This is a genomic window from Kocuria sp. NBRC 114282, assembly GCF_030268385.1.
In the GTDB taxonomy this organism is placed as follows: domain Bacteria; phylum Actinomycetota; class Actinomycetes; order Actinomycetales; family Micrococcaceae; genus Kocuria; species Kocuria palustris.
On the sequence record NZ_BSQO01000005.1, the window covers coordinates 37,413 to 61,785 of the forward strand.

Here is a 24,373-nt window from a genome sequence, read left to right on the forward strand (position 1 = left end):
GGCGGACCGGGCGTTCACCCCTCGGCGGACACCCTCAGGAGTAGACGTCCGGGGAGAGCACCGCGATGCATTCCAGGTTGCGGTACTTCTCGTTCCAGTCCAGGCCGTAGCCGACCACGAACTCGTTGGGGATGTCCCACCCGACGTAGCGGACGTCGATCTCGACCTTGGCGGCCTCCGGCTTGCGCAGGAGGGTGCAGATCTCGACCGAGGCGGCGCCCCGGGACTTGAGGTTGGCAAGCAGCCAGGACAGGGTCAGCCCGGAGTCGATGACGTCCTCGACGATCAGGACGTGGCGGTCGGTGAGGTCGGTGTCGAGGTCCTTGAGGATCCGCACCACTCCCGAGGACTTGGTGCCGGAGCCGTAGGACGACACGGCCATCCAGTCCATGGGGTACTGCCCGGCCAGGGCGCGGGACAGATCGGCCATGATCATCACGGCGCCCTTGAGAACGCCCACGAGCAGGACGTCGCTGTCTCCGTAGTCGGCATCGATCTGCGCGGCCAGCTCGGCCACCCGCTGATCGATCTCCTCCTTGGTGTGCAGGACCTCGGTGAGGTCCCCCTGCGCATGCTCGGGCTTCACGGCTCTCCTTGTCCGCCTCCGTGCCGCTGTCGTCGAGGAACGCAGCGGCAGGCCTGTGGCCGGGCCGTCGTGCGGTCGGGGCCGGTGCGGGAGACGCGGAAGCCTGCGGCTGCATGCCGCTCAGCGCGGCTGGAGGACCAGCTCGAGCGTCCCTGCTCGGCCGCCGCCGCAGCTGGGTCGGCGCCTGTACGCGGCCACCCTACCCGCCATCTGCACGGGTCCGGCCTCCCCGTGCCCCGAGGCGAGCTCGTGCAGGGCGGTGAGCCGCTCGTGCGTGGGCCGCTCCCCTCCGGCGCGCATGCAGGCCTGCGCCAGGGCGCGGCGCACCAGCGGCTGCGGCTCGGACTGCAGGACCGCCAGGGACAGGACGACGACGGCCGCCCCGTCGCGCTGCGGCCCGACCTCCGAGCCTCTGTGCGGCGGCTCGTCCGGGACGACGACGGCGCGCTCGAGCACCTGCAGGGACAGCTGCTCGAGCAGCTCGGCATCCGGACCGAGGATGGCTGCGGTGCGGGCCAGGGCCTCGGCCACCCCGGGACCCAGCTGGCGCTCGAGCTCGGGAAGCACCGCGGCCCGGACGCGGGCGCGCAGCATCGTCTCGTCGGCGTTCGCGGGATCGTGCCAGGGCTCGAGCTGCTCGGCCGCGCAGATCGCCTCGGTCTGGCGGCGGCGCAGCTCGAGCAGCGGGCGCAGCACGGGGACGGGGCCGTCGTCGCGCACGCGCGGCATGCCGGACAGCGAGCGCGTCCCGGAGCCGCGGGCCAGCCCGAGCAGCACCGACTCGGCCTGGTCGTCGAGGGTGTGCCCCAGCAGGATCGCTCGGGCGCCGTGGGCGGCGGCGATCTCGTGCAGGGCCGTGTAGCGGGCCGCGCGCGCGGCGGCCTCGGGCCCCTCGCCGCGTTCGCGGACCTCGACCGCTCGGATCTCCACGGGATCCAGCCCGAGCTCGCGGGCCTGCTCAGCGGCGCGCTCGGCGACCAGGGCGGAGCCCTCCTGCATGCCGTGATCGATCACCGCGGCCCCCACGCGCAGTCGGCCCCTGCGCGCCCAGTGGGCGGCGGCGGCGGACAGGGCCAGCGAGTCGGGTCCGCCGGACAGGCCCACGAGCAGCAGGCCCGGGGCCTCCGCGCGATCCGGGCTCTGCGCTGCGACTGGGGCCGGCGCGGGCGGGAAGGCGGTCTCGACCGTGCTGAGCACGGCTCGGCGGGCGAGGGCGACGTCCTGCGACAGTCGGCCGCGCCGTCCCCTCTGGGTCAGTTCAGCCCCGCCGCCGACTCGTGGTGGCGGGCCTCCCGCAGGGCGAGCTCGAGCACCTTGGACAGCGTGGGCGTGGTCTCACCGAGGGCGCTCAGCGCGGATTCGAGCTCGGCGACCGGAACCACCGAGGCCAGGGCGGACACGGCGTTGGACTCGCCGTGGATCCCGGTCTGGATCTGGGTGGTGGTCAGCACCGGCTGGGACTTCTCGACCGTGCTGAGCACCTCTTCGATGTCCGAGGTGCCGGCGCGCTGCTCGAGCATCACCAGGCGCTCGTAGACCGCCGGGTTGCCGATCTTGATGCGGCGTCCGGAGTTCAGCTGCGAGAGCATGGGAGCGGACAGCCCCAGGACCTCCGCGAGGCGGCGCTGGGTGATGCCGTACGCGCCCACGACCGCCCCGAATCGCTCGGAGAGCGGCTGGCCGTACAGCTTGATCTGCTGGTCGATGTTCTCGGTGCTCACTTTTGCAATTATGTCACAGTCAGGTCACGAACGGGACTCGATCGGCCTTCTGAGACCTCAGAAGGCGACCCGATCGACCCACTCCTGCGGGTGGCGGATCTCCCGAGCCGAGGGCAGGTTCTGCGAGCCGAGCCAGACCCGGTTGAAGCCGTCGCGGCCCACGGCCTCCACGACCTCCGTCACGAAGCGCTGGCCCTGCACGTACTGCGCGGCCTTGGCTTCCAGGCCCAGCAGCCGGCGCACGGCCCGGTCCAGGGGCCCGCGCAGATCGGCGCGGCGCTCGAAGCGCCGGCGGATGGTCTTCACCGACGAGACGATCGAGGAGTCCACCCCGTCCATGACCCAGTTGGCGTGGCCCTCGAGCAGGCTCATGACGGCGGTGGTCCGCTCGAGCATCTCCCGCTCCCGCTCATCCAGCGCCGCGCTGAGGGGACCGAGCAGCGAGTCCGGATCCTGCGCCTCCTGCCCGCGGCCACGGCGCATGCGCTTCACGGCGGCCCCGGCCGAGGAGCCCACGGCGGACAGCCTGCGCCCGAAGGCGTCGGCGTCCCCGGACAGCGAGACCGTCAGCTCCCGCATGTCCCGGATCATCTGCTCGCGCAGCCACGGGGCGGCCGCGAACTGGACCCGGTGCGTCTGCTCGTGCAGGCACACCCACAGGCGGAAGTCGTCGGGATCCACGTTCAGCTCCCGCTCGATCTGCAGCACGTTCGGGGCCACGACCATGAGCCGCCCGCCCGGGAAGCGCCGAGCGGCGTCCTCCGAGACCATCCCCGCATAGGGGTCGTACTGGCCCAGGACCTTGGTGGACAGGTAGGCCATCAGCCCGCCGGCCTCCGCCGCGGCCGCCCTGGCGGCGACCGACTGGATCAGCTCGGCGTTCATGCCCCGGTCCAGGCGGTCGGCCCGCGCCCGCCGCAGCTCGCTCAGCGCCGGCTCGAGCAGCAGCTCGAAGGTCGCCGTGTTCGCCCGGGACCAGCCGGCGCGGTCCACGACGACCACCGGGGCGTCATCCAGCCCGCGCGCCGCCGCCAGACCGGAGATCGCGTGGACGTGATCGACCGAGGCCTCGGCGTGCCCGCGGATCGAGGCCACCGCGGTCCGCAGCTGCTCGGGCTCCGGGGTGGGCCCCGGCGGGGCGGTGCGCGCCGCGATCCGGGCCGCGCTCGGCCAGTGGATCAGCCCGGAGCGCTGCGTGCTCGACGACGACTCGGAGGTGCTCATAGCGCTATGGGATCACAGGCGCCCGACAGCGCAGGGGGCGGGGGGCGGCGCGGCTCAGGAGCCGTCGGCGGCGACGATCGCGTGGATCCGATCGGCGGCGTCGCGGGCGGCGTCGGTGTCCTCGACGTCGTCGAAGAGGACGACCACCACGGCCGGGCTGCCGTCCGCCCGGATCGTCTGCCCGGACAGCGCCGTGACCACGTTGAGGGTCCCGGTCTTGGCGCGGGTCACACCGCGGGCCTCGGACTCGTCGGGGTCGTCGAAGCGCTCGGCCAGCGTGCCGGTGGCCCCGCCCACGGGGAAGGCCTCGATCATGGGCGCGAACCGCCCCGAGTCATCGGCGGCGGCCGTCAGCAGCAGGCGGCCCAGGACGTCGGCGCTCACGCGGTCGTCCATGGTCATCCCGGAGGCGTCGACGATGCGCAGACCGTCCGCTTTGGAGGCTTCCTCCTCCGGCAGCGTCTCGAGCACGGCCTCCCGCGCGGCCTGCTGGACCCCCTCGATGCTGCCGTCGTGACCGGCCGAACGGGCCGCCACCCGGCCCAACACCTCCGCCAGGCGGTTGTCGGACTCGCCCATCATGCGCCCGGCCTGCTCCTGCACGGTGGCCGACTCCACGCGGCCCAGCTCCGTGACGCCCTCCTGCTGTTCGGACGGCAGCAGCGGGTCCGCGGACGTGTCCTGCTCCCCGGCCGACTCGACGCGGACCTCCTGGCCGACCTGCTCCTCGAGCTGCGAGCCGAGCTCGCGCTCGAAGGCCTCGGCCACCGAGGCGACCGGGTCCTCGTCGTAGACCCCTTCCTTCCCGGGCACCTGGTGGGAGCCGAAGGCCATGGGGCTGATCGGCCCGATCTCCTGGGACTCGATGTCCCCGTCCTCCCAGGCGGGGTTCAGGGACGGGCCCGAGAAGATGCTCGTGTCCACCGCCACCCGCACGGGCTTCTCGGGATCCACCTCCCCTGCCATGGCCTGCGCGGTGGACTCGGCGAGATCGGCGATCCCCGCCCGACCCGTGACGGCCTCCGGATCGCCGTCCCCGGGCGCCAGCAGGGTGTCCCCGCCGGCCACGAGGACCACTTCGTTGGGGCTCTGGCCGGCTACTGCGGTCGTGGCCAGGCGCTGGTCCGGACCGGTGTGGGCCAGCAGCGAGAAGTGGGTCAGGATCTTCTGGTTGGATGCCGGCACCAGTGCCTCGGCCTCCCCGTCCGAGAACAGGACGTCGTGCGAGCCGGGATCGATGACCATGACTCCTGCAGACCCCGCGGTGGAGTCCTCGATCGCCGCCCGGATCCCGTCCTCGGTCTGCTGCGACAGATAGCCTCCCGGCTGGTCCTGCCGCGGCGCGGCCGGGTCCGGCACGGTCACATCTGCGCCGGCGTCGTCCTGGCCGCCGAAGGCCCCGGGGACGGAGACGATCAGCGAGGCCGCGATCGCCAGCACCACGAGGGCGGCGATCACCGCGGCGACGGGGCTGCGGCGTCGGGAGGGGCCGTCCTGGGGCTCGTCGCCGGGCACAGGGCGGTCGCGGCGGGGATCCTGTGGGGTGCTCACGCCCCCTATTGTGCCGATCCCGCCCGCGCGCCGCCGAGGCGCGACCTGCGCGGCGGGCGCACGGGCCGCTACCCTGAGAGGCGAACGAGTCAGAGAACCCCGACGGAGCACGAGGAGCAGCCATGGAGCTGGACGTCACCATCGAGATCCCCAAGGGATCGCGCGTCAAGTACGAGATCGACCACGAGACGGGGCGCATCCGCCTGGACCGCGTGCTGTTCACGTCGATGGGATACCCGGAGCACTACGGCTACTTCGAGGACACCCTGGGCGAGGACGGCGATCCGCTGGACGCCATGGTCCTGCTCGACGTCGACATCATGCCCGGCGTGATCGTGGAGGCCCGCCCGGTCGCTGTCTTCAACATGAACGACGAGGCCGGCGGCGACGCCAAGATCCTGTGCGTGTCCACGGACAAGCGCTACGACCACATCCAGGGCCTGGACGACATCATGGATTTCAAGCAGAAGGAGATCCAGCACTTCTTCGAGCGCTACAAGGATCTCGAGCCCAACAAGTGGGTCAAGGGCGAGGGCTGGTCCGGCAAGGACGAGGCCGAGCGCCTGGTCCGCGAGGCGCAGGAGCGCTTCGAGGCCTCGCACTACGACTCCGCCGCCGAGGCCGAGCAGAACTGAGCCCATTCGCGCCCAGCGCACAGGCCCCGCCTCCCGTCGCGACGGGAGGCGGGGCCTGTCCTCTTGCTGAGGGAGCCCGACGTCGGCCGTCGTCGCCCCTTGTGCTGTCGGTGCGCCGTGGTTGCATGAACCCGTGATGAGCCGATCGGATGAGGTCCCCCAGCGGGTGCCCTACGTGCTCGAGCACCAGGGCACCACGGTCGTGCTCGGCGAGCCGCTGCACCTGGCGGAGATCGATCGCATGCTCCAGCGGATGCACGTCCAGACCGCCACGACCGTCTCGGCCACCGGCGGCATGAACCTGGAGGGCGTCCTGCTCAACAGCGTGAGGGCGGACCTGCCCCTGCACCGCTTCTGGGAGACCCTGCACCTCGCCGCGTTCGACGACGACTCCGTCGACTGGCGCGACCAGGACGCGGACGTCCTGGTGCCCGAGCCCCCGCAGTGGCTGCGAGAGGCCCGGTGCTGGGAGTACGACCCCATCGCCCCGCTCATGGGCGGCTCGGCGCAGGACCCCCAGTTGCCGCACTCCGGCGGCTGGGTGGCTCGACCCTCCTTCGGGGGGCTGGACTCCGCCCGCCACGGCGGTGCGGTGGGGCTGTTCCAGCTCATGGACCGGGAGAGCTTCTGGGTGCTCGCCGGACAGGACGCCCTGATCGAGATCGTGGAGCTGGCCAGGGACCTGCAGCGATACCGGCGCGGCTTCCCGCAGATGCGCGTGTGCTTCGACGAGACCGACCGCATCGGCTCCCTGTGCCTGCCCGTGATCTGCCGGGAGGTGCTGGAGGACGAGCTGATCGCCCGCTCGATCGACATCGAGCCGCGGTTCTGGCCCCCCGGCGGCGACTGAGCCGGCAGAGCCGACCGCGCCACCGGCTCAGCCGGCCGGCTCGGAGATGAAGCCCTCGGAGACCATCCAGTCGAAGGCCACGTCGACCGGCTCGCGGCCCTCCACGTCCACCTGGGCGTTGAGCTCCTGCAGCGTCTCGTTGTCGAGCTCGGCCATGATGCTGTCCATGACCTCTGCCAGCTCCGGGGACTCCGCGAGCGTCTGCTCGTTGTAGACCGCCGAGCCGTTGTAGGCCGGGAAGTACTTCCGGTCGTCCTCGAGAACGGTGAGATCCAGCGAGAGGATTCGACCGTCGGTGGCGAACACCTCGCCCACGTTGCAGTCGCCGTGGTCCGTGGCCGTGTAGATCGCCCCGGTGTCGTAGAGGCCGATGTTGCCCTCGGGCATCTGGTCGCTGTCCCGTGCCAGGTCATAGTGCTCGAGCAGGGGATTCAGCCCGTCCGGACGGGAGTTGAACTCGGCCTCCACGCACAGCGTCCGGTCCTCGACGGGCAGGCTGCGCAGGTCGGAGATCGTCGTGAGCCCGTGCTCCTGCGCGAACTCCGAGCGCACCGCCAGGGCGTACGTGTTGTTGAACTCGGCCGGCGGGCCCCAGATCAGTTCGTTGCTCCGGTCCTCGTCGGCCACGGCCTGCCACTGCTCCTGGGGATCGGGGATCCCCTCCTCATGGCCCATGTAGGTGATCCAGGCGGTGCCGGTGTACTCGACGGTGAGATCGCCCTCGCCCTCCGCCATCATGCGGCGCACCGGCTGCGAGCCCGGCACATTGGTCTGGTCGGTGACCTGGTACCCGGCGGCCTCCGCGGCCAGGACCAGGATCTTGCCCAGAATGAGCTGCTCGGTGAAGTTCTTGGAGACCACCGTGACCGGGACGTCCTCGGCGCCCTCGACCGGGGTGATGGAGCCCTCCTCGAACTGCGGGACGTAGGAGGCCGACGGGGACAGACCACAGCCGGACAGAGCCATGGCGGCCGCCGCGGCCAGCGATGCCGCGGACAGGGCCCGACGGCGACGCGGCGAGCGGAGCCCGGCTCGCGTCCTCGATCCGCTGGTGGTGGTCGTGGTCATCCTGGCCTCCGTGCTCCGATTCTGGTGCTGCTTGCTGACATCGCCCACGGCGGCCTCACAGCCCCCGGGGACGGGCGATGTGCTCGACCACCCGTCCCAGCCAGTCGATGGCCAGCGCCAGCAGCGAGACGAGCACCGATCCAGTGATCAGGACTCGGGGCAGGTCCAGGTTCACACCGGTCGTGATCGCCACGCCCAGGCCGCCGGCGCTGACGAAGGTGGCGAGGGTGGCTGTGCCGACCACCAGCACGAGCGCGGTCCGGATGCCGGCGAGCATCAGCGGCACCGCCAGCGGCAGCTCGATGCGCCACAGCACGGACAGCGCGGACATGCCCATGCCCCTGCCCGCCTCGACCAGCGACTGATCCACCGAGTCGAGTCCGACCATGGTGTTGCGCAGCACGGGAAGCACCGCGTAGACCACGAGCGCCACGATCGCGGCCGTGGAGCCGAAGCCCATCCACATGGCGAAGAGCACGATCAGGCCCACCGCCGGGGCCGCCTGGCCGATGTTGGCGATCGCCATGATCACCCCGGTCCAGCGCCGCATGGGCCCTCGGGTCAGCAGGATGCCCAGCGGGATCGCGATCACGAGCACGACGACGGTGGCGATCGCGGTGAGGCGCAGGTGCTCGAGGGTCGCGTTCAGCAGCGGTCCCGGTGCGAGCGTGACCAGCTCGGTCTCCGTGAGATCCGCCTGGCTCAGCCACAGGATCAGCACGCCCAGGGCCGCCAGCAGCACGACCGGGTAGATGATCAGCGAGCGCAGCCGGCCCCGGTCGGCCTGGATCCCGGAGGCGCTGCCCAGATCTGCCGCGGCCGTCATCGTCGAGCCTCCTCCGGCTCGGCCGCGCTCGAGCCGCCATGCGGGTCCTCCTCGGTGATGACCCGGATCTCGCCGGTGTCATTGTCGCGCGAGACGCGGATGTCGGCGTCGTTCGAGCCCACGGGGGCCGCTCCCGAGCCGGTCGCGGTGCGCTGGGACTGCAGCGACTCCATGACCGCGTCCAGGTCGACGACGCCCTCGAAGCGCCCGCGGGCGCCGACCACCAGGCCCGCGCCCACCCGGGAGACGAGCATGGTGTTCAGCGCGTCCTCGAGGGTCGCGTCCTCGCCCACGATCGGCAGGTCCGGATCCAGGCGGCTGGGCAGCTGCTGAGCCCGGCTCAGCTGCTCGAGCGACGGCCAGGCCAGCGGGCGCCCGGAGCCGTCCACGATCACCACGTGCCCGTGGCCCGCGCTGCCGGCGCGCTCGAGAGCTCTCTGCACGGAGTCCTCGGGGGTCAGCGTCACGGCCTCGCGGCGCGGCATGTCCCGCACGCGGGACAGCCCCAGCGCCTTGAGACCGGCGCCGCGGCCCACGAAGTCGGCCACGAAGTCGTTGGCGGGCTCGGCCAGGATCCGCTCGGGGCGGTCGTACTGCTGGATGTGCGCACCCTCGTCGAACACGACCACCCAGTCGCCGAGCTTCACGGCCTCGTCGATGTCATGGGTGACGATCACGATCGTCTTGCGCAGCTCCCGCTGGATGGAGATCATCTCCTCCTGCAGACGAGCGCGCGTGATCGGATCGACCGCGCCGAACGGCTCGTCCATGAGCAGCACGGGCGGATCCGCGGCCAGGGCCCGGGCCACTCCCACGCGCTGCTGCTGCCCGCCGGAGAGCTGCTTGGGGTAGCGGTCCCGGTACAGCGCCGGGTCCAGGGAGACCAGATCGAGCAGCTCGTCCACGCGCTCGGCCACCCGCTGCTTGTCCCACCCCAGCATCTTGGGGACCAGTCCGATGTTCGCGGCCACGGTCATGTGCGGGAACAGGCCGCCGGCCTGGATGACGTAGCCCATGCGCCGACGCAGCTCATCGCCGTTCATGGTCGTGACGTCCTCGCCGTCGATCACGATCCGGCCCTGGCTGGGCTCGATCAGGCGGTTGATCATCTTCAGCGTCGTGGTCTTGCCGCAGCCGGACGGGCCCACGAACATCACGGTCGAGCCTGCCGGGATCTCGAGGGTCAGGTGGTCGACCGCCGGCTTGGCGCGCGAGCCGTACTGCTTGGTCACGCCGTCGAGCAGGATCGGGACGCCGGTGACCTCGGAGCGGGCTTCGGGGGCGGTGTTCTGGGCAGAGCTGCGCGGATCAGACACGGAGACCTCTCGAGGTGGTCAGGCGCCCCAGCAGGGCGAGGAGGAGATCGAGGATGAAGGCCACGACGATCACAGCGATGACGCCGGTGAGCACCGAGGCCAGAGCGTTGGCTCCGCCCAGCCGGGAGAGCCCTGAGAAGATGAAGCCGCCCAGGCCGGGGCCCAGGACCCAGGCCGCGATCGCGGCGACGCCCATGACCATCTGACCCGAGACGCGCATTCCGGTGAGGATGACCGGCCAGGCCATGGGCAGCTCGACGCGCAGCAGGGTGGACAGCCGGCTCATGCCGATGCCGCGGGCGGATTCCACGACGGTGTCCGGGACGCCGGCCAGGCCCACGACCGCGTTGCGCAGGATCGGCAGCGCGGCGTAGAAGGTGATCACGACGATGGCCGGGGCGATGCCGAAGCCCAGCGGGGCGACCAGCAGACCGATCAGGGCGAACGAGGGGATGGTCAGACCGATCGCGGTGACGCTGTTGGCCAGCTCGGACAGGCGCTGGGAGCGGTAGCACAGCAGCGCGATCGCGACGGCCAGCACGGTGGCCAGCGCCAGGCACTGGATCACCAGCCACAGGTGCTGCCAGCTGGAGAACAGGATCACCTGCCAGCGCTCAGCGAGATAGTCGGACACGGGTCGGTCCCTCCGGAGACTGGGAGCTGCCGGGGCGGAACCGGCAGATGGGCTGGGCCCCTCTTACCCGTTCACCATAGGCGGGTGAATGCTCATCTGCGCGGATTGGCTCATCAGCGCACTGACCTGTGATCCGCATCTCAGAGCTTCGGGTACGATGCTGCGGCCGCCGGGCGCCCCGGCCCTCGCACCGTCTCGCGCCGCACTGATCGCCCAGGCCACCGTGTGGGCAGCCGACGGCAGCACGTCGGTCAGCTCGCAGACCCCCTGGATGGCCCAGGCCCGGCGCCCCGAGACCGCCATGCGGGATGTCCTGGCCCGCCTGCTGCCGGAGCTGGCGCTTCCGGCGCCCGAGCCGTCGAGCTGATTGATCCGGCCGCCGCGGGCGAGCGGCAGCCCCATCGCAGCGGCTCGCCCGGAGCCCGGGCTGCGGCTCAGCCCTGCGGCAGCAGGGAGCGCAGGATGCGGGCGGCGCCGTCCTGATACACGCTCGTGGTGACCTCCCGCGCCGCCTCCACGACCTCGTCCGGGGCCTGACCCATGGCCACTCCGCGGGCCGCCCACTCGAGCATCTCGATGTCGTTGTGCCCGTCGCCGATCGCGACCGTGTGGGCGGGATCGACGTCCAGGCGGCGACGGACCTGCTCCAGCGCGCTGGCCTTGGAGACGCCGTTGGCCGCCACATCCAGCCATGAGGTCCAGCCCACGGAGTAGGCCACGCCGTGCAGGCCCGAGCGGTCGATGGCCTCGGCGAAGTCCTCCGGCTCCTCCGCAGAGCTGCTGACCACGAGCCGCACGGCGTCGAGCTCGGCGAGCCCGCGCATGTCCGTGGGGATCGCCTCGATGCCGAAGGACCCGTCCTGGAAGCGCTCGGTCGAGTAGAAGCTGCCGTCGGCGGTCTCGATCGCGTACTTGGCCGCGGGCAGGACCTCCCGCAGCGCCTGCAGCGCCTTCTCGGGGTTGAAGGTCACCGCGTCGATCACGCGGTACCAGTCCTCGTGCTCGCTCGACAGGTGCATGGTGATGCCCCCGTTGGAGGACACGGCGTAGCCGGACTCCAGCCCGAGCTTCTCGCACACGGGCAGAGTGGCTCCGCGCGAGCGCCCGGTGGCGATCACCAGATGGTGCCCCGCTGCGGCCGCGGCGCGCGCCGAGTCCAGCACCGCCTGCGACATGCGTCCGTCGTGATCCACGAGCGTGCCGTCCACGTCCAGGCACACGAGGTAGCGCACGCCCTCCTGCAGCTGCCAGTCGCTGCCGACCGGCTCGCGGTCGGGCTCGGGGAACGGCGCCGTCCCGTGATCCGGGGCGTGGGGCGGATCCTGCTGAGGGTCCTGGGGCTGGGGAAGGGTGCCATCTGCGTCGTGCGGCTTGTCGTGAGCCCGATCGTCGGTGTCGGGGCGCTGCGTCTGAGTCATCCCCCGAGCCTGCCACAGCACGACGGCGGGCCGCCGTGGCCGACACCACGACGACCCGCCGCTTCACGGGACGTTCACCCAGCAGGCGCCTGAGGGGCTCAGCGCACCTGGATGACCTCCTGGCCGCGCATGTACGGGCGCAGCGGCTCCGGGATCACGACGGAGCCGTCGGCCTGCTGATGCGTCTCCAGGATCGCCACGAGCCAGCGCGTGGTGGCCAGCGTGCCGTTGAGGGTGGCGACCGTCTGCGTCCCGCCCTTCTTGGCCTTCCCGTCGGCCGTCGTGGTGTCGGCCAGGCGCTCGCGGATGTTGAGGCGACGGGCCTGGTAGGTGGTGCAGTTCGAGGTCGAGGACAGCTCGCGATAGCGGCCCTGGGTGGGGATCCAGGCCTCGCAGTCGAACTTGCGCGCAGCGGAGGTGCCGAGATCGCCTGCGGCGGTGTCGATCACCCGGTAGGACAGCCCGCAGGCCTGCAGCATCTGCTCCTCCCACTCGAGCAGGCGGGCGTGCTCCGCCTCGGCCTGATCCTGGGTGCAGTAGACGAACATCTCCAGCTTGTTGAACTGGTGGACGCGGATGATGCCGCGGGTGTCCTTGCCCGCCGAGCCGGCCTCCCGGCGGTAGCAGGTCGACCATCCGGCATAGCGCAGCGGGCCGTCGGACAGGTCGATGATCTCATCGGCGTGGTAGCCGGCGATCGCGACCTCGGAGGTGCCGACCAGGTAGAGGTCGTCCTTCTCGAGGCGGTAGATCTCGTCGTCGTGCTCGACGTCGAAGCCGGTGCCGGCCATGATCTCCGGGCGCACCAGGGTGGGGGTGGTCAGCGCGATGAAGTCGTTGTCCATGGCCAGGTCCTGGCCCATGCGCAGCAGCGCGGTCTCCAGACGCGCGATGTCGCGCTTGAGGAAGTAGAAGCGCGAGCCGCCGACCTTGGCGCCGCGGGCCATGTCGAGCCCGTCCACGAGCTCGCCGATCTCCAGGTGATCCCGCGCCTCGAAGCCCTCGGCTGCGAAGTCCCGGGGCTGACCCACGTGCTTGAGCACCGTGAAGTCGTCCTCGCCGCCGGCCGGGATGCCGTCGATGATCAGGTTCGGCAGGGCCTTGAGCAGATCATCGATCGTGGCCTGGGCGGCATCGGCCCGGGAATCGGCGTCCTTGACGCGATCGGCGAGGTCCTTGACCTCGGCCAGCATCTGCTGCTTCTGCTCGCCCTGAGCCTGGGCGACCTTCTTGCCGAAGCTCTTCTGCTCGGCGCGCAGCGTCTCGTACTCGGTGATGGCCGAGCGGCGGGCGGAGTCGGCCTCGAGCACGCGGTCCACCACGGACTCGTCGGCGCCGCGGGCGGCCTGCGAGGCGCGGAACTTCTCGGGATTCTCGCGGAGCATGTTGATATCGATCACCGGGCCAGGGTAGCGGAGCCGACCATCCCCGGCTCGCTGTCATGCGGGCGCGCTACGGTGGTCGTTCGCGGGCGATCCCGGGCTGCTGCGCAGCCCCGACCCGCCTCCCCGCCGAAGCCTCAGGAGCCGATCCGTGTCCGAAACCCTGGACCAGCCTCACGTCCAGCACGTGGCAGTCGTCGTCAACCCCATCAAGGCCGGGGCGGACGATGCCATCAACCACACCACGCTGGCCTGCCGCAAGGCGGGATGGCCGCAGCCGCGGTTCTTCGAGACCCGGGCCGATGACCCCGGCACGTCCATGACCCGCGAGGCCCTCGAATGGGGCGCCGATGTGGTGCTGGCCGCCGGCGGCGACGGCACTGTGCGCACCGTGGCCGAGGTCTTGGCCGGCACCGGGACGCCGCTGGGGCTGATCCCCATGGGCACCGGCAACCTTCTGGCCCGCAACCTGGGCGCCCACCTGGATGACATCCACCACTCCGTGGATGTCGCCCTGTTCGGGGAGGACAAGCTCATCGACATGGTCACCTTCCGCACCGAGTCGGACCACGGCACCGTGGACGAGAAGCTGCTGTGCGTCATGGGCGGGGTCGGCTTCGACGCCGAGATCATGGAGCACACCAGCGATCGGCTCAAGAAGAAGATCGGGTGGATGGCCTACGGCGAGGCCGGCATGCGCCGGGTCCTCATGTCCCCGGCCTGGGCGCGCTTCAGCCTGGACGACGGCCCCTGGCAGTCGCGGCGCGTGCGCTCGATCATGGCCGCGAACTGCGGGACCCTGACCGGCGGGCTCGTGCTCGTCCCCGGCGCCAAGCTGGACGACGGCAAGATGGACGTCGTCGTGATCGCCCCGCGCAACCTGCTCGGGTGGGCACGGCTGGCCGGCAAGGTGATCACCCAGCACCGCCACCCGCTGCCCGAGCTCGATCACTACGAGTGCCGGAAGATGCGCGCCGAGTTCGCCGAGCCCACCAGCGGCGAGCTCGACGGAGACACCGTGGGCCACGTGGTGGCCTTCGAGGCCGAGACCATCCCCGGCGCCCTGTCGCTGCGCGTCCCGCCCACGATGGCGCGGGAGTCCCTGGATCTGATCGACGACGACACCCAGGCTCGCCACCCCGAGCATGAGCCTGCGATCCAGGCGGACTTCCACCGCCGCCGCAGCGCCGACGACGAGCGCTGAGCCTTCCGCAGAACGCCGGGGCGGGCTACAGGAGACCGGCCAGGCCGTAGACGGCCGCGGCGATCAGGAAGCCGACCACGGCGATGATCGTCTCCAGCACCGTCCAGGTCCTGAAGGTCGTGCGCACGTCCATCTCCAGGAAGCGGCCCACGAGCCAGAAGCCGGAGTCGTTGACGTGGGACAGCGCCACGGAGCCGGCGGCCACCGCGATCACGAGCGCTGCGACCTGCAGCCCGCCGAGTTCGGCGGCCATCACCGCGGGCGCGATGAGGCCCGCGGCGGTCGTCAGCGCGACGGTCGCGGAACCCTGGGCCACGCGCATGATCACGGCGATGATGAACCCGGCCAGGATGATCGGGATGCCGAGGTCGGTGAGGACGTCGGCCAGGGCGTCGCCGATGCCCGAGCTGCGCAGCACGCCGCCGAACATGCCGCCGGCTCCCGTGATGAGGATGACCGAGCAGACGGGGCCCAGAGCCGATTCGAAGGTCTTCTCGATCGCGCTGCCGCTGACGCCGCGCGCCTTGCCCACGAGCAGGGCCGCCACCAGCAAGGAGATCGTCAGCGCCACCGGGGTGGCACCCAGGGAGACCAGCAGCTGGAACCAGGCCTGCTCCCCCACGCCCTCGGGGATGGCCCCGGACTTCAGCAGGGTGGACAGCCCCGTGTTGAGGAAGATCAGCAGCATGGGCAGCAGGAGGATGAGGACCACGGTCCCCGTCTTCGGCGGGTTCTGCACCGCCTCGGCCTCACCCAGGATGCTGGGCACGGGCAGATCGATCCGCCGTCCCATGACCTTGCTGAAGAGGTACGACGACAGGTACCAGGCCGGAAGCGCAGCCACCAGCCCCACGAGCAGGACCAGGCCGACGTTCGCCTCGAAGAACGTGGAGGCGGTGACCGGCCCCGGATGCGGCGGCAGGAACACGTGCATCACGGAGAACGCGCCGACCGACGGCAGCGCGTAGAGCAGCACGGAGCCGCCGAGTCGTCGGGCCACGGCGAAGACCACGGGCAGCATGACGACCAGGCCGGCGTCGAAGAAGATCGGGAAGCCGAACAGCAGGGAGGCCACTCCCAGCGCCAGCGGGGCCCGCTTCTCGCCGAAGATCGAGATCAGCTTCTCGGCCAGCACCTGGGCGCCGCCGGAGGTCTCGAGCAGCCGTCCGAGCATGGCGCCCAGGCCCACCAGCAGCGCCACGCTGGCCAGCGTGCCGCCGAAGCCGTCGAGCATCACGGGCACGACCGCGCCGAACGGGATGCCCGCGGCGACCGCCGTGAGGAAGCTGATGACGATCAGCGCCACGAAGGCGTGCATCTTCAGCTTGATGATCAGCACCAGCAGGGCGGCGATCGCCGCGGCGGCGATCAGCAGCAGCGGACCTGCGGTGAGGGTCTGCTCCCAGCCCTCGAGCTCCTCGACCATGTCTCGGCTCCTTGCGTGTGTCGGGGCGCTCGTCATCGAGCACCGAAGGGCTCAGCGTATCCGCCTGCCGGCCGATGGAAGGGAGTCGGCTCAGCGCCCTTCGCGCAGCTGCTGGACCCAGTCCCTCGCCTGGCGGAAGGCTCCGTCCGTGTGCCGGCCCTCGACCTCCGTCACGCCCTGCTCCGCCCTGGGGTACGAGCCCAGGAACCGGGTGGTCGGACAGATCCGCCGCAGGCCCACCACGGCCTCCGAGACCCGCTCGTCCAGGATGTGACCGTCCAGATCGACCGAGAAGAAGTAGTCCCCCAGCGAGGCGCCGGTGGGCCGGGACTCGATGCGCGAGAGGTTCACCCCGCGGGTGGAGAACTGCTCCAGGATCTCCAGCAGGGCGCCGGCGCGGTCGCTCCACAGCGGGATGACGAGCGTGGTGCGATCCGAGCCCGTGCGCTCCGGCAGCTGCTCGCCCGGCTCGGCCACCTGAACGAAGCGGGTGACGGCGGCCCGGTTGTCCCCGATGTCATCGGCCAGCACGGTCAGCTCGGGATGGGCCGCGAGGATCGCCGGGGAGCAGATCGCGGCGTCATAGCCCGCGGACTCCCCCGAGGCCAGCAACCCCAGGGCGCCGGCCGCGGTGGACGATGCCGGAATGTATTCCACCTCCGGCATGTTCTCTTGCACCCAGCCTCTGACCTGGGCCCACGCATGCGAGTGCGTGGCCACGGCCCGGACCTGGGCCAGCTCCATGGGCCTCAGCGCCACGAGCGCGAAGCGGATCGGCACGAGCATCTCCGCGCAGATCCGCAGCTCGGTGCCCTCGGCGAGCGCATCCAGCGTGGCGGTCACGCCGCCCTCGACGGAGTTCTCGATCGGCACGACCGCCGAGGCGGCCCGCCCGTCGCGCACCGCCGCCAGGGCCGCGGGGACCGAGGCGACCGGCAGGTGATGAGCGGGATCCGGCTCGATCTGCCTCAGCGCCGATTCGGTGAAGGTCCCGGCGGGACCCAGGAACGCGATGCTCATGGTCTCCGGGGCGTCACTTCACCGAGGGGGTTTCGTCGGTCTCCGAGACCATGGGCTTGTCGGCATCCGCCCACGCGCCCATCCCGCCCAGGACGTTGATGGGGTCGAAGCCGCTCTGTGCCAGGAAGGCCGTGGCCTTCAGGGACCGGCCGCCGGAGCGGCAGATCACATAGACGTCCTCGTCCATGGGGACCTCGCCGTAGCGGGCTGAGAGCTCGCCCAGCGGGATGTGCTGCGCACCCTCGATGTGCCCGGCCTCCCACTCGAAGTCCTCGCGGACGTCGAGGACCTTGGCGTCCTCGGGAACCTCGGTGACATCGGCGCTGGGCAGGTTGTCCACGTTGTCCATGGCGATCCTCCAGTTCATCTCGGCGCCCGGGGCCGATCCCCTGCGGCGCGGTGGCTCGCGGGGCCGCGCACGGCCCCGTCGTCGTCCCCTCACCCTAATCGGGGTCCCCGACGACACAGCGGCCCCCGCCCGGCACGAGCCGGGCGGGGGCCGCTGCAAGGGCCGAGAGGATCAGGCCTTCGGCGTGTGCACCAGCTTGGTGTTGGCGAACTCGCGCATGCCCCAGGGGCCGAGCTCGCGGCCCACGCCGGAGCGCTTCACGCCGCCGAAGGGCAGGTCCGGGGCGGTCTCGGCCTGGCCGTTGACGTAGACCATGCCGCTCTCGATCTGCCGGGCGACCTCGGTGGCATGCTCGACGTCGGAGCCGAAGACGATGCCGCCCAGCCCGAACGCGGAGTCGTTGGCCAGCTCGATCGCGGCGTTGGCGTCCGGGACCTTGTAGACCACGCCGATCGGGCCGAAGAGCTCCTCGGAGTAAGCGCGCATGTCCGGGGTGACGCCGGTGAGGACGGTGGCCTCGATCCAGGCGCCGTCGCGGTCTGGGACCGTGCCGCCGGCCTCGACCTTGGCGCCCTTGTCCACGGCGTCCTTCAGCTGCTCGGCGAGCTCGTCGCGCTGCGAGGTGCTGACCAGCGGGCCCAGGAAGAAGCCCTCGTCCTGCGGATCGCCGAGCTCGATCTCCGACACCCGGCGGGCGAAGGCCTCCACGAAGGCGTCGTAGGCCTCCTCCACCACGATGAAGCGCTTGGAGTTCGTGCAGGCCTGGCCGTTGTTGCTCACTCGGGCGAACACGGCCTCCTTGGCCACGCGGTCGATGTCCTTGTCGTCCAGGACGACGAAGGCATCGGAGCCGCCCAGCTCGAGCACGACCTTCTTGAGATTCGCGCCCGCGGTCGCGGCCACCGACTTGCCCGCCCGCTCGGAGCCGGTCACGGAGACGCCGTGGATGACCGGCGACGGGATGACGATCTCGGAGATCTGCTCATTCGAGGCGAAGACGTTCTGGTAGACGCCCTCCGGGAACCCGGCCTCCCGCATGAGGTCCTCCTGGACCTGGGCGGACTCGGGGACCATGGCCGCGTGCTTGAGCAGGATCGTGTTGCCCAGCATCAGGTTCGGCGCCGCCAGGCGGGCCACCTGGTAGTGCGGGTAGTTCCACGGCATGATGCCCAGGATCGTGCCCGTGGGCTGCAGCTCCACGCGGGCGGTGCCGCCGGTGCTGGCCGGGTACTCCTCGGGCTTCGTGAACGACTCCGCATTCTCGGCGTAGTAGTCGTAGATGCTTGCCACGAGCTCCATCTCCGCCATGCCCTGGCTCAGCGGCTTGCCCATCTCGCGGGCCTGGGTCGAGGCCAGGTCCCGGCTGCGGCTGCGGTAGAGCGAGGCCAGCGCGGCCATGGTCTCCGCACGCTCGCGCATGGGGGTCTCTCGCCAGGCCTGCTGCGCCGCATGGGCGCGGTCGAGCATCTGGCGGATCTGATCGTCGGTGTGCGCCTCGAACTCGCGCACCTTCTGGTTGTCGGCCGGATTCACTACGGCGTAATCAGTCATGGGTTCAACCTAGGGAGCGGCCTGGGCTCGGTCCATGGAGCCGCCCCAGGATTCGCAGTCGGCTGAACAGGGAATGTGCTCCAGCTCACGATCACCCGAGTCCAGGAGGACGTCGATGACGAAGGACCGAGACGACGCCCCGGAGCAGGAGGGGGCCTTCGTCAAGGCGCTGGGCTCCCTGGATGCGCTGTTCATCGGCTTCGGCGCCATGATCGGTTTCGGCTGGATCACCCTGACGGGCGGCTGGATCGACAGCGCCGGCACGGTGGGCGCGCTGCTGGCCATGATCTGCGGCGGCATCCTGATGGCGCTCGTGGGGCTGGTCTACTCCGAGCTCGTCGCCGCCATGCCGCAGGCCGGGGGCGAGCACAACTACCTCCTGCGCGGCCTGGGCCCCCGAGCCTCGATGATCGGCTCCTGGGCCATCGCCGGGGGCTACATCGCCGTCGTGCTCTTCGAGGCCGTCTCGACCCCCACCACCGCGTCCTACATCTTCCCCGGGCTCGAGCAGATCCGCCTGTGGAGCATCACGGGCTTCGACGTCCACTTGACCTGGGCGCTGACCGGATCCATCGCAGCGCTCGTGATCATGTGGATCAACATCCGCGGGGTGAAGCTGGCCGGGCTGGTCCAGACCTGGGTCGTGTGCTTCCTGATCCTCATGGCGGTCCTGCTGCTGGGCGGCAGCGCGCTCGGCGGCGACCCGGCCAACCTGCAGCCGCACTTCACCGGCGGGGCCGTCGGGTTCGTGGCCGTGCTGGGCGCGGTGCCGTTCCTGTTCGTGGGCTTCGACGTCATCCCCCAGTCCGCCGAGGAGATCGACATCCCGCCGCGGAAGATCGGCCGGCTCGTGGTGGTCTCGGTCTTCATGGCGGTCGCGTTCTACGTCGCGATCATCGTCAGCACGTCCATGGCGCTGCCGGCCTCCGAGCTCACGGGGCTGAAGCTGGTCACCGCCGATGCCTTCGCCGCCCTGACCGGCAGCACCGTGTGGGGCAAGGTCGTGATCGCCGGGGGGCTGGCCGGGATCATCACCTCCTGGATCGCGTTCCTCATGGGCGCCTCGCGGCTGCTGTGGGCCATGGCGAACTCCGGGATGCTGCCCCGCTGGTTCGGGAAGATGCACCCCAGGCACCGCACTCCTGTCAACGCGCTGCTGTTCATCGGGGTGCTCTCGGCGATCGCGCCGTTCTTCGGGGCCCCATGCTCAACTGGGCGGTCGATGCCAGCTCGCCCCTGATCGTGCTGACCTACGGTCTCGTGGCGGTCACGTTCGTGATCCTGCGGCGCACGCAGCCGCAGATGGACCGCCCGCTGCGCATCGGCGGCAAGGGGCGCGGCGGCGTGGTGATCGGGGCCGTGGCCGCCGTGCTGTGCGCGGCCCTGCTGCTGGTCTACATCCCCGGGCTCACCCCGATCTCCGTGACGCTGGCCTGGCAGTCGTATCTCATGCTCGGCGTCTGGCTCCTCGCCGGCGTCGTGCTGATGCTGCGCCTGCCGCGCGGCATCCGCCCGGGCCCGGAGGCCGAGGAGGAGCTCAAGGCGGCCCTGCAGCGCCGCCGCGACGGCTGAGCCCGCGGCCGGGCCCGCTCCGTAGAGTGGAGACGACCACCGACGAGAGGACCCCGCCCGCCATGAGGCTCTACCTGATCCGTCACGGGCAGACCCCGTCCAACGTGCAGCGCCTGCTGGACACGGGCGAGCCCGGCCCGGGCCTGACCGAGCTCGGCCGGCAGCAGGCGGAGGCGCTGCCGGAGGCCCTGGCCGGCGCTGGGATCGAAGCCCTCTACGCCTCGAGCCTCGTGCGCACCCAGCTCACGGCTCGGCCGCTGGCCGACGCGCTGGGCCTCGAGCCCGCCATCCGCCCGGGCCTGCGCGAGATCGGAGCCGGGGACCTGGAGATGGCCGGCGACGATGCCTCCGTGCGCACCTACCTGAGCACGGTGTTCGGCTGGGGGCAGGGCCGGATGCACGAGGCAGTTCCCGGCTCCGGGGAGGACGGTCACGACGTCCTGCGCCGCTTCGACGAGGTCGTGCAGGAGGTCCTGGACTCCGGTGTGCAGACGGCCGCCCTGTTCTCGCACGGCGCCATGATCCGCGCCTGGAGCGCCTCGCGATGCCGGAATCTCAGCCCCGCGTTCGTTGCGCGGGAGGGACTGGGCAACACCGGAGTGGTCGTGATCGAGGGCGATGGCAGCACCTGGGCGGCGCTGAGCTGGCAGGATGCCTCATTGGGCCCCAAGGCCGTGGACTCCGACGACGACGGCCCCGCCGCCGAGCCCCTGGATCCTTCCGAGATCAAGGGCTGAGACCTCCTCCGGGGAGCCTTGTGCTGTCAGCGAGACCCCCTAGGCTGAGAGGCAGAACACAGCGATCAGCTGAATCCGCGCCCACCGGCTGACGACCCAGGGCTCCTGCCCGCGAACCGGCGCGCTCACTTTGTCGAAAGGCTGTACTCCATGACCGCTTCGCAGTCCTCCTTCGCCGATGCCTCACCCGACCAGCGCCAGGAGATCATCCGCGATCTGCTCGAGCGCACCCCCAAGGGGATCCTGATCGAAGGGACCTGGCGCGATGCCTCCGGCGGCGAGACCTTCGACGTCGAGAACCCCGCCACCGGCGAGGTCCTGGCCTCCATCGCCTCGGGTACCGAGAAGGACGCGCTGGCCGGGCTGGACGCAGCCTCGGCCGCACAGGAGGACTGGGCCCGCACCCCGGCCCGCGGGCGCGCGGAGATCCTGCGCCGCGCCTTCGACCTGGTCCAGGAGCGCCGGGAGGACCTGGCGCTGCTGATGACCCTGGAGATGGGCAAGCCCTTCGCGGAGGCCCTGGGAGAGGTCACCTACGGCGGCGAGTTCCTGCGGTGGTTCTCGGAGGAGGCCGTGCGCCACTACGGCCGCTACGCCGACACCCCGGAGGGGAACCTGCGGATGGTCGTGCGCCACAAGCCCGTGGGCCCGGCGCTGCTGATCACGCCCTGGAACTTCCCGCTGGCCATGGCCACGCGCAAGATCTCCCCCGCGGTCGCCGCCGGCTGCACCATGGTGCTCAAGCCCGCGCGCCTGACCCCGCTGACCTCGCTGTACTTCGCGCAGATCATGCTGGATGCTGGTCTGCCCGCCGGCGTGCTCAGCGTCGTGCCCTCGGCCTCGGCCTCCTCCATCTCCGAGCCGCTGATGCAGGACGAGCGCCTGCGCAAGGTCTCGTTCACCGGCTCCACCGGCGTGGGCAAGAACCTGCTCAAGGCCGCCGCGGACAACGTGCTGCGCACCTCCATGGAGCTCGGCGGCAACGGGCCCTTCCTGGTCTTCGAGGACGCCGACCTGGACAAGGCCGTGGCAGGTGCCCTGGCCGCCAAGATGCGCAACATGGGAGAGGCCTGCACCTCCGCCAACCGCATGCTGGTCCACGAGTCCGTGGCCGAGGAGTTCGGCCGCCGCCTGGCCGAGGCCATCGGCGCCAAGAAGGTGGGCGACGGCACCGAGGACGGCTCGGAGGTCGGTCCGCTGATCGAGAAGAAGGCGCTCGAGTCCATCTCCTCGTTCGTGGACGATGCCGTCGAGCGCGGCGCCACGGTGCTGACCGGCGGCGAGCGCATCGGCGAGAAGGGCTACTTCTACGCTCCCACCGTCCTGGCGAACGTCCCCCGCGACGCCCGTGCGGCCTGCGAGGAGATCTTCGGCCCCGTCGCCCCGATCCTCACCTTCACGGATGAGGACGACGCCGTGGCCCTGGCCAACTCGACCGAGTACGGCCTGGCCTCCTATGTCTTCACCGAGGACCTCAAGCGCGCCCATCGCATCGGCGATCGACTGGACTTCGGCCTGCTGGGGCTCAACGTCGGCGTGATCTCCAATGCCGCCACCCCGTTCGGCGGCATCAAGCAGTCCGGCATGGGCCGCGAGGGCGGAGCCGAGGGCATCGAGGAGTACACGGAGGTCCAGTACATGGGCATGGAGAACCCGTGGAGCTGAGCCTCCCGCTCACCGACGCGACCGCCCTGCAGGATGCCCTGCAGGGCGGTCGCGCCTCTGCCCGGGACGTGGCCGCTGCCGCACTGCGTCGGGCGCGCGCCGCGGAGTCGGACCAGCACGGCCCTGCGCTGGGCGCCTTCGTGCACCTGGAGTCTGGGGAGGCAGCGGACGAGCGCGCCACCGCACTGGACGCCCTGCCTGCCGCGCAGCGCGGACGCTGGCACGGGATGCCCATGCCGCTCAAGGACCTGCACGACGTCCAGGGCCAGCCCACGACCTCGGGCTCCCGCGCCGTGGCCGCGGAGGGGCGGGACTGCGCGCCGGTCGCGGAGGCCGACGACGAGACCGCGCAGCTGCATCGCGCCCTGGGCGCGCAGCTGCTGGGCAAGACTCAGGTGCCCGAGTTCGGGCTCAACTGCTACAGCCAGAACCTGCTGGGACCGGTGACCCGCAATCCGTGGGACCTGCAGGCCGATCCCGGGGGCTCCTCCGGCGGGCAGGCCGCCGCGGTGGCCGCCGGGATCATCCCCGCTGCCGTGGGCTCCGACGGCGGCGGCTCCATCCGCATTCCCGCGGCCGCCTGCGGGCTGATCGGGCTCAAGCCCGGCCGCGGCACGGTGCCCACCGGAGACGGTCTGCGCGATCACGGGATGCTCGCGGTCAACGGGCCGATCGCACGCACGGCCTTGGATGCCGCACTGGTCTTCGACGGCCTCACCCAGCCCGCACCCGGAGCCGTCGGGGACAATCGCAGCTTCCGACCCGTCTGCTCGCCGGGGGCTGCGGCTGCGCGGGATCCGTGGGGGCCGCCGTCGTCCGGGCCGCCGTCGGACCTTCCTGCCGGGCCGGGGCCGGCGGTGCAGGCCGTGCGGCTTGCACAGCAGGGCGAGCCGCCGTGGGGCAGCCGGTCGCTGTCGATCGGCGTGAGCATCTCCTCGGCCTTCGAGGCCGCGCACCCCACGCCGGTGTCCCTGCAGGCCGCTGAGGCTCTGCAGGCGGGCGTCGACGTCCTGCGCGCAGCGGGTCACGACGTCCAGGAGGCCGACATCCGCCACCACCCCGCCTACCCGGAGGCCTTCTTCCAGCTGTGGACCGCCTCCGTGGGCGCTGCGCCGCTGAGTCCCGAGCAGGAGCCGCTGCTCACCGGGCTGGCGCAGGAGTACCGCCGCCGCGCGGGCCAGCGCACGGCATCTGATCTGGTGAGAGCCATCCGCACGCTGCGGGACATGGAGCGCCGTGCGCTGCAGGACTGGGACCGCTGGGATGTCGTGATGACCCCGGCGCTGGCCCAGACGCCCAGGCCCCACGGCTGGTGGTGGGAGGGCTTCGAGCCCACCGATCCCGCCTCCGCCGATCAGGACTACGAGCGCCAGTGCCGCTACACCCCCTGGACCTCGCTGATCAATGTGATCGGACTGCCCGCCGTCGTCGTCCCCACGACGATCGTGCGCTCGGAGGTCACCGGCGCTCAGGTGCCCATGGGGATCCAGCTCATCGGCCGGCCCGGTGCGGAGATCGGACTGCTCGTGCTCGCCGACCGGATCACCTCCGGGCTCGACCCAGCCCTCCGCGAGTGCCTGGCCGCCCCGCCCCAGGAGCGCTTCCGTGCGATAGCGTGATCCCCGAGCCCGTCCCACC

Annotated in this window: 24 protein-coding genes; 9 read left to right on the forward strand and 15 right to left on the reverse strand. The window is 71.3% G+C overall.

Translation table 11 applies throughout. The annotated features are described in order from the left end of the window. Nucleotides 1–34: 34 nt before the first annotated feature. The 5 genes from hpt to QSJ40_RS09595 all read right to left on the reverse strand — a co-directional run bounded on the left by hpt (nt 35) and on the right by QSJ40_RS09595 (nt 5,082). Nucleotides 35–586 (reverse strand): hypoxanthine phosphoribosyltransferase, encoded by a 552-nt coding sequence (gene hpt, locus QSJ40_RS09575; RefSeq protein ID WP_006213604.1) that lies wholly within the window; start codon nt 584–586, stop codon nt 35–37. Between the two features lie 120 nt (nt 587–706). Next, entirely contained in the window at nt 707–1,783 is a 1,077-nt protein-coding gene (gene tilS, locus QSJ40_RS09580; RefSeq protein WP_006213605.1) for a tRNA lysidine(34) synthetase TilS, read from the reverse strand. 56 nt (nt 1,784–1,839) lie between these two features. After that, nucleotides 1,840–2,307, reverse strand: coding sequence for a hypothetical protein (locus QSJ40_RS09585; RefSeq protein WP_006213606.1), 468 nt, complete (start codon nt 2,305–2,307; stop codon nt 1,840–1,842). A 57-nt stretch (nt 2,308–2,364) separates the two neighbouring features. Then, nucleotides 2,365–3,531 (reverse strand): Rv3626c family coenzyme F420 biosynthesis-associated protein, encoded by a 1,167-nt coding sequence (locus tag QSJ40_RS09590; protein ID WP_006213607.1) that lies wholly within the window; start codon nt 3,529–3,531, stop codon nt 2,365–2,367. Between the two features lie 54 nt (nt 3,532–3,585). Further along, a complete protein-coding gene (locus tag QSJ40_RS09595) occupies nt 3,586–5,082 on the reverse strand; it encodes a D-alanyl-D-alanine carboxypeptidase (RefSeq protein ID WP_157796609.1) in 1,497 nt (498 codons plus the stop codon). A gap of 122 nt (nt 5,083–5,204) precedes the next feature. Between QSJ40_RS09595 and QSJ40_RS09600 the strand changes: the two genes are divergently transcribed. Then, complete coding sequence (locus tag QSJ40_RS09600; protein WP_006213610.1) at nt 5,205–5,717, forward strand: inorganic diphosphatase; 513 nt, start codon at nt 5,205–5,207, stop codon at nt 5,715–5,717. Nucleotides 5,718–5,853: 136 nt separating this feature from the next. Further along, nucleotides 5,854–6,567 carry a hypothetical protein gene (locus QSJ40_RS09605; RefSeq protein ID WP_040560388.1) on the forward strand — a complete coding sequence of 238 codons (714 nt, stop codon included), beginning with the start codon at nt 5,854–5,856 and terminating at the stop codon, nt 6,565–6,567. 27 nt (nt 6,568–6,594) lie between these two features. Here the strand turns inward: QSJ40_RS09605 and QSJ40_RS09610 are convergent, their stop codons facing one another. Genes QSJ40_RS09610 through QSJ40_RS09625 form a run of 4 tightly spaced genes read right to left on the reverse strand, consistent with a single transcriptional unit; the run spans nt 6,595 to nt 10,411 of the window. Then, the gene (locus tag QSJ40_RS09610) at nt 6,595–7,635 is read right to left on the reverse strand and encodes a glycine betaine ABC transporter substrate-binding protein (RefSeq protein WP_081609418.1); all 1,041 of its coding nucleotides are present in this window, start codon (nt 7,633–7,635) and stop codon (nt 6,595–6,597) included. A 55-nt stretch (nt 7,636–7,690) separates the two neighbouring features. Then, nucleotides 7,691–8,461, reverse strand: coding sequence for an ABC transporter permease (locus QSJ40_RS09615; RefSeq protein ID WP_006213614.1), 771 nt, complete (start codon nt 8,459–8,461; stop codon nt 7,691–7,693). After that, nucleotides 8,458–9,777: an ATP-binding cassette domain-containing protein gene (locus tag QSJ40_RS09620; protein ID WP_006213615.1), complete on the reverse strand. Its 1,320-nt coding sequence runs from the start codon at nt 9,775–9,777 to the stop codon at nt 8,458–8,460. The genes QSJ40_RS09615 and QSJ40_RS09620 overlap by 4 nt, the downstream gene beginning before the upstream one ends. Beyond that, nucleotides 9,770–10,411 (reverse strand): ABC transporter permease, encoded by a 642-nt coding sequence (locus QSJ40_RS09625; protein ID WP_006213616.1) that lies wholly within the window; start codon nt 10,409–10,411, stop codon nt 9,770–9,772. The genes QSJ40_RS09620 and QSJ40_RS09625 overlap by 8 nt, the downstream gene beginning before the upstream one ends. A 157-nt stretch (nt 10,412–10,568) precedes the next feature. On the opposite strand from QSJ40_RS09625, the gene QSJ40_RS09630 reads away from it, so the two are divergent. Then, nucleotides 10,569–10,778, forward strand: a complete 210-nt coding sequence (locus QSJ40_RS09630; protein ID WP_006213617.1) for a hypothetical protein — start codon at nt 10,569–10,571, stop codon at nt 10,776–10,778. 67 nt (nt 10,779–10,845) lie between these two features. Here QSJ40_RS09630 and QSJ40_RS09635 read toward each other — a convergent pair whose 3' ends face one another. Further along, nucleotides 10,846–11,829: a Cof-type HAD-IIB family hydrolase gene (locus QSJ40_RS09635; protein WP_006213621.1), complete on the reverse strand. Its 984-nt coding sequence runs from the start codon at nt 11,827–11,829 to the stop codon at nt 10,846–10,848. Between the two features lie 98 nt (nt 11,830–11,927). Further along, nucleotides 11,928–13,229 (reverse strand): serine--tRNA ligase, encoded by a 1,302-nt coding sequence (serS, locus tag QSJ40_RS09640; protein ID WP_006213622.1) that lies wholly within the window; start codon nt 13,227–13,229, stop codon nt 11,928–11,930. Between the two features lie 133 nt (nt 13,230–13,362). On the opposite strand from serS, the gene QSJ40_RS09645 reads away from it, so the two are divergent. Further along, nucleotides 13,363–14,415, forward strand: coding sequence for a diacylglycerol/lipid kinase family protein (locus QSJ40_RS09645; protein ID WP_006213623.1), 1,053 nt, complete (start codon nt 13,363–13,365; stop codon nt 14,413–14,415). Nucleotides 14,416–14,440: 25 nt separating this feature from the next. On the opposite strand, the gene QSJ40_RS09650 is transcribed toward QSJ40_RS09645, so the two are convergent. The 4 genes from QSJ40_RS09650 to QSJ40_RS09665 form a co-directional block, all read right to left on the reverse strand. Continuing rightward, nucleotides 14,441–15,841, reverse strand: coding sequence for a GntP family permease (locus QSJ40_RS09650; RefSeq protein ID WP_006213624.1), 1,401 nt, complete (start codon nt 15,839–15,841; stop codon nt 14,441–14,443). A gap of 90 nt (nt 15,842–15,931) precedes the next feature. Then, complete coding sequence (pheA, locus tag QSJ40_RS09655; protein ID WP_006213625.1) at nt 15,932–16,861, reverse strand: prephenate dehydratase; 930 nt, start codon at nt 16,859–16,861, stop codon at nt 15,932–15,934. Between the two features lie 13 nt (nt 16,862–16,874). Beyond that, nucleotides 16,875–17,210 (reverse strand): rhodanese-like domain-containing protein, encoded by a 336-nt coding sequence (locus tag QSJ40_RS09660; RefSeq protein WP_006213626.1) that lies wholly within the window; start codon nt 17,208–17,210, stop codon nt 16,875–16,877. Between the two features lie 171 nt (nt 17,211–17,381). Beyond that, nucleotides 17,382–18,761: an NAD-dependent succinate-semialdehyde dehydrogenase gene (locus QSJ40_RS09665; RefSeq protein ID WP_006213627.1), complete on the reverse strand. Its 1,380-nt coding sequence runs from the start codon at nt 18,759–18,761 to the stop codon at nt 17,382–17,384. A 115-nt stretch (nt 18,762–18,876) separates the two neighbouring features. Here QSJ40_RS09665 and QSJ40_RS09670 point away from each other — a divergent pair, with 115 nt between their 5' ends. From QSJ40_RS09670 to QSJ40_RS09685, 5 genes are all read left to right on the forward strand, one after another. Continuing rightward, nucleotides 18,877–20,001: an APC family permease gene (locus tag QSJ40_RS09670; RefSeq protein WP_352156407.1), complete on the forward strand. Its 1,125-nt coding sequence runs from the start codon at nt 18,877–18,879 to the stop codon at nt 19,999–20,001. 2 nt (nt 20,002–20,003) lie between these two features. Next, nucleotides 20,004–20,333: a hypothetical protein gene (locus QSJ40_RS12815; protein ID WP_352156409.1), complete on the forward strand. Its 330-nt coding sequence runs from the start codon at nt 20,004–20,006 to the stop codon at nt 20,331–20,333. A gap of 62 nt (nt 20,334–20,395) precedes the next feature. Beyond that, entirely contained in the window at nt 20,396–21,070 is a 675-nt protein-coding gene (locus QSJ40_RS09675) for a histidine phosphatase family protein (protein ID WP_006213630.1), read from the forward strand. 150 nt (nt 21,071–21,220) lie between these two features. Beyond that, a complete protein-coding gene (locus QSJ40_RS09680; RefSeq protein ID WP_006213631.1) occupies nt 21,221–22,735 on the forward strand; it encodes an NAD-dependent succinate-semialdehyde dehydrogenase in 1,515 nt (504 codons plus the stop codon). Beyond that, nucleotides 22,726–24,354, forward strand: a complete 1,629-nt coding sequence (locus QSJ40_RS09685; RefSeq protein WP_006213632.1) for an amidase — start codon at nt 22,726–22,728, stop codon at nt 24,352–24,354. Before QSJ40_RS09680 ends, QSJ40_RS09685 begins: the two co-directional genes overlap by 10 nt. Nucleotides 24,355–24,373: the final 19 nt, after the last annotated feature.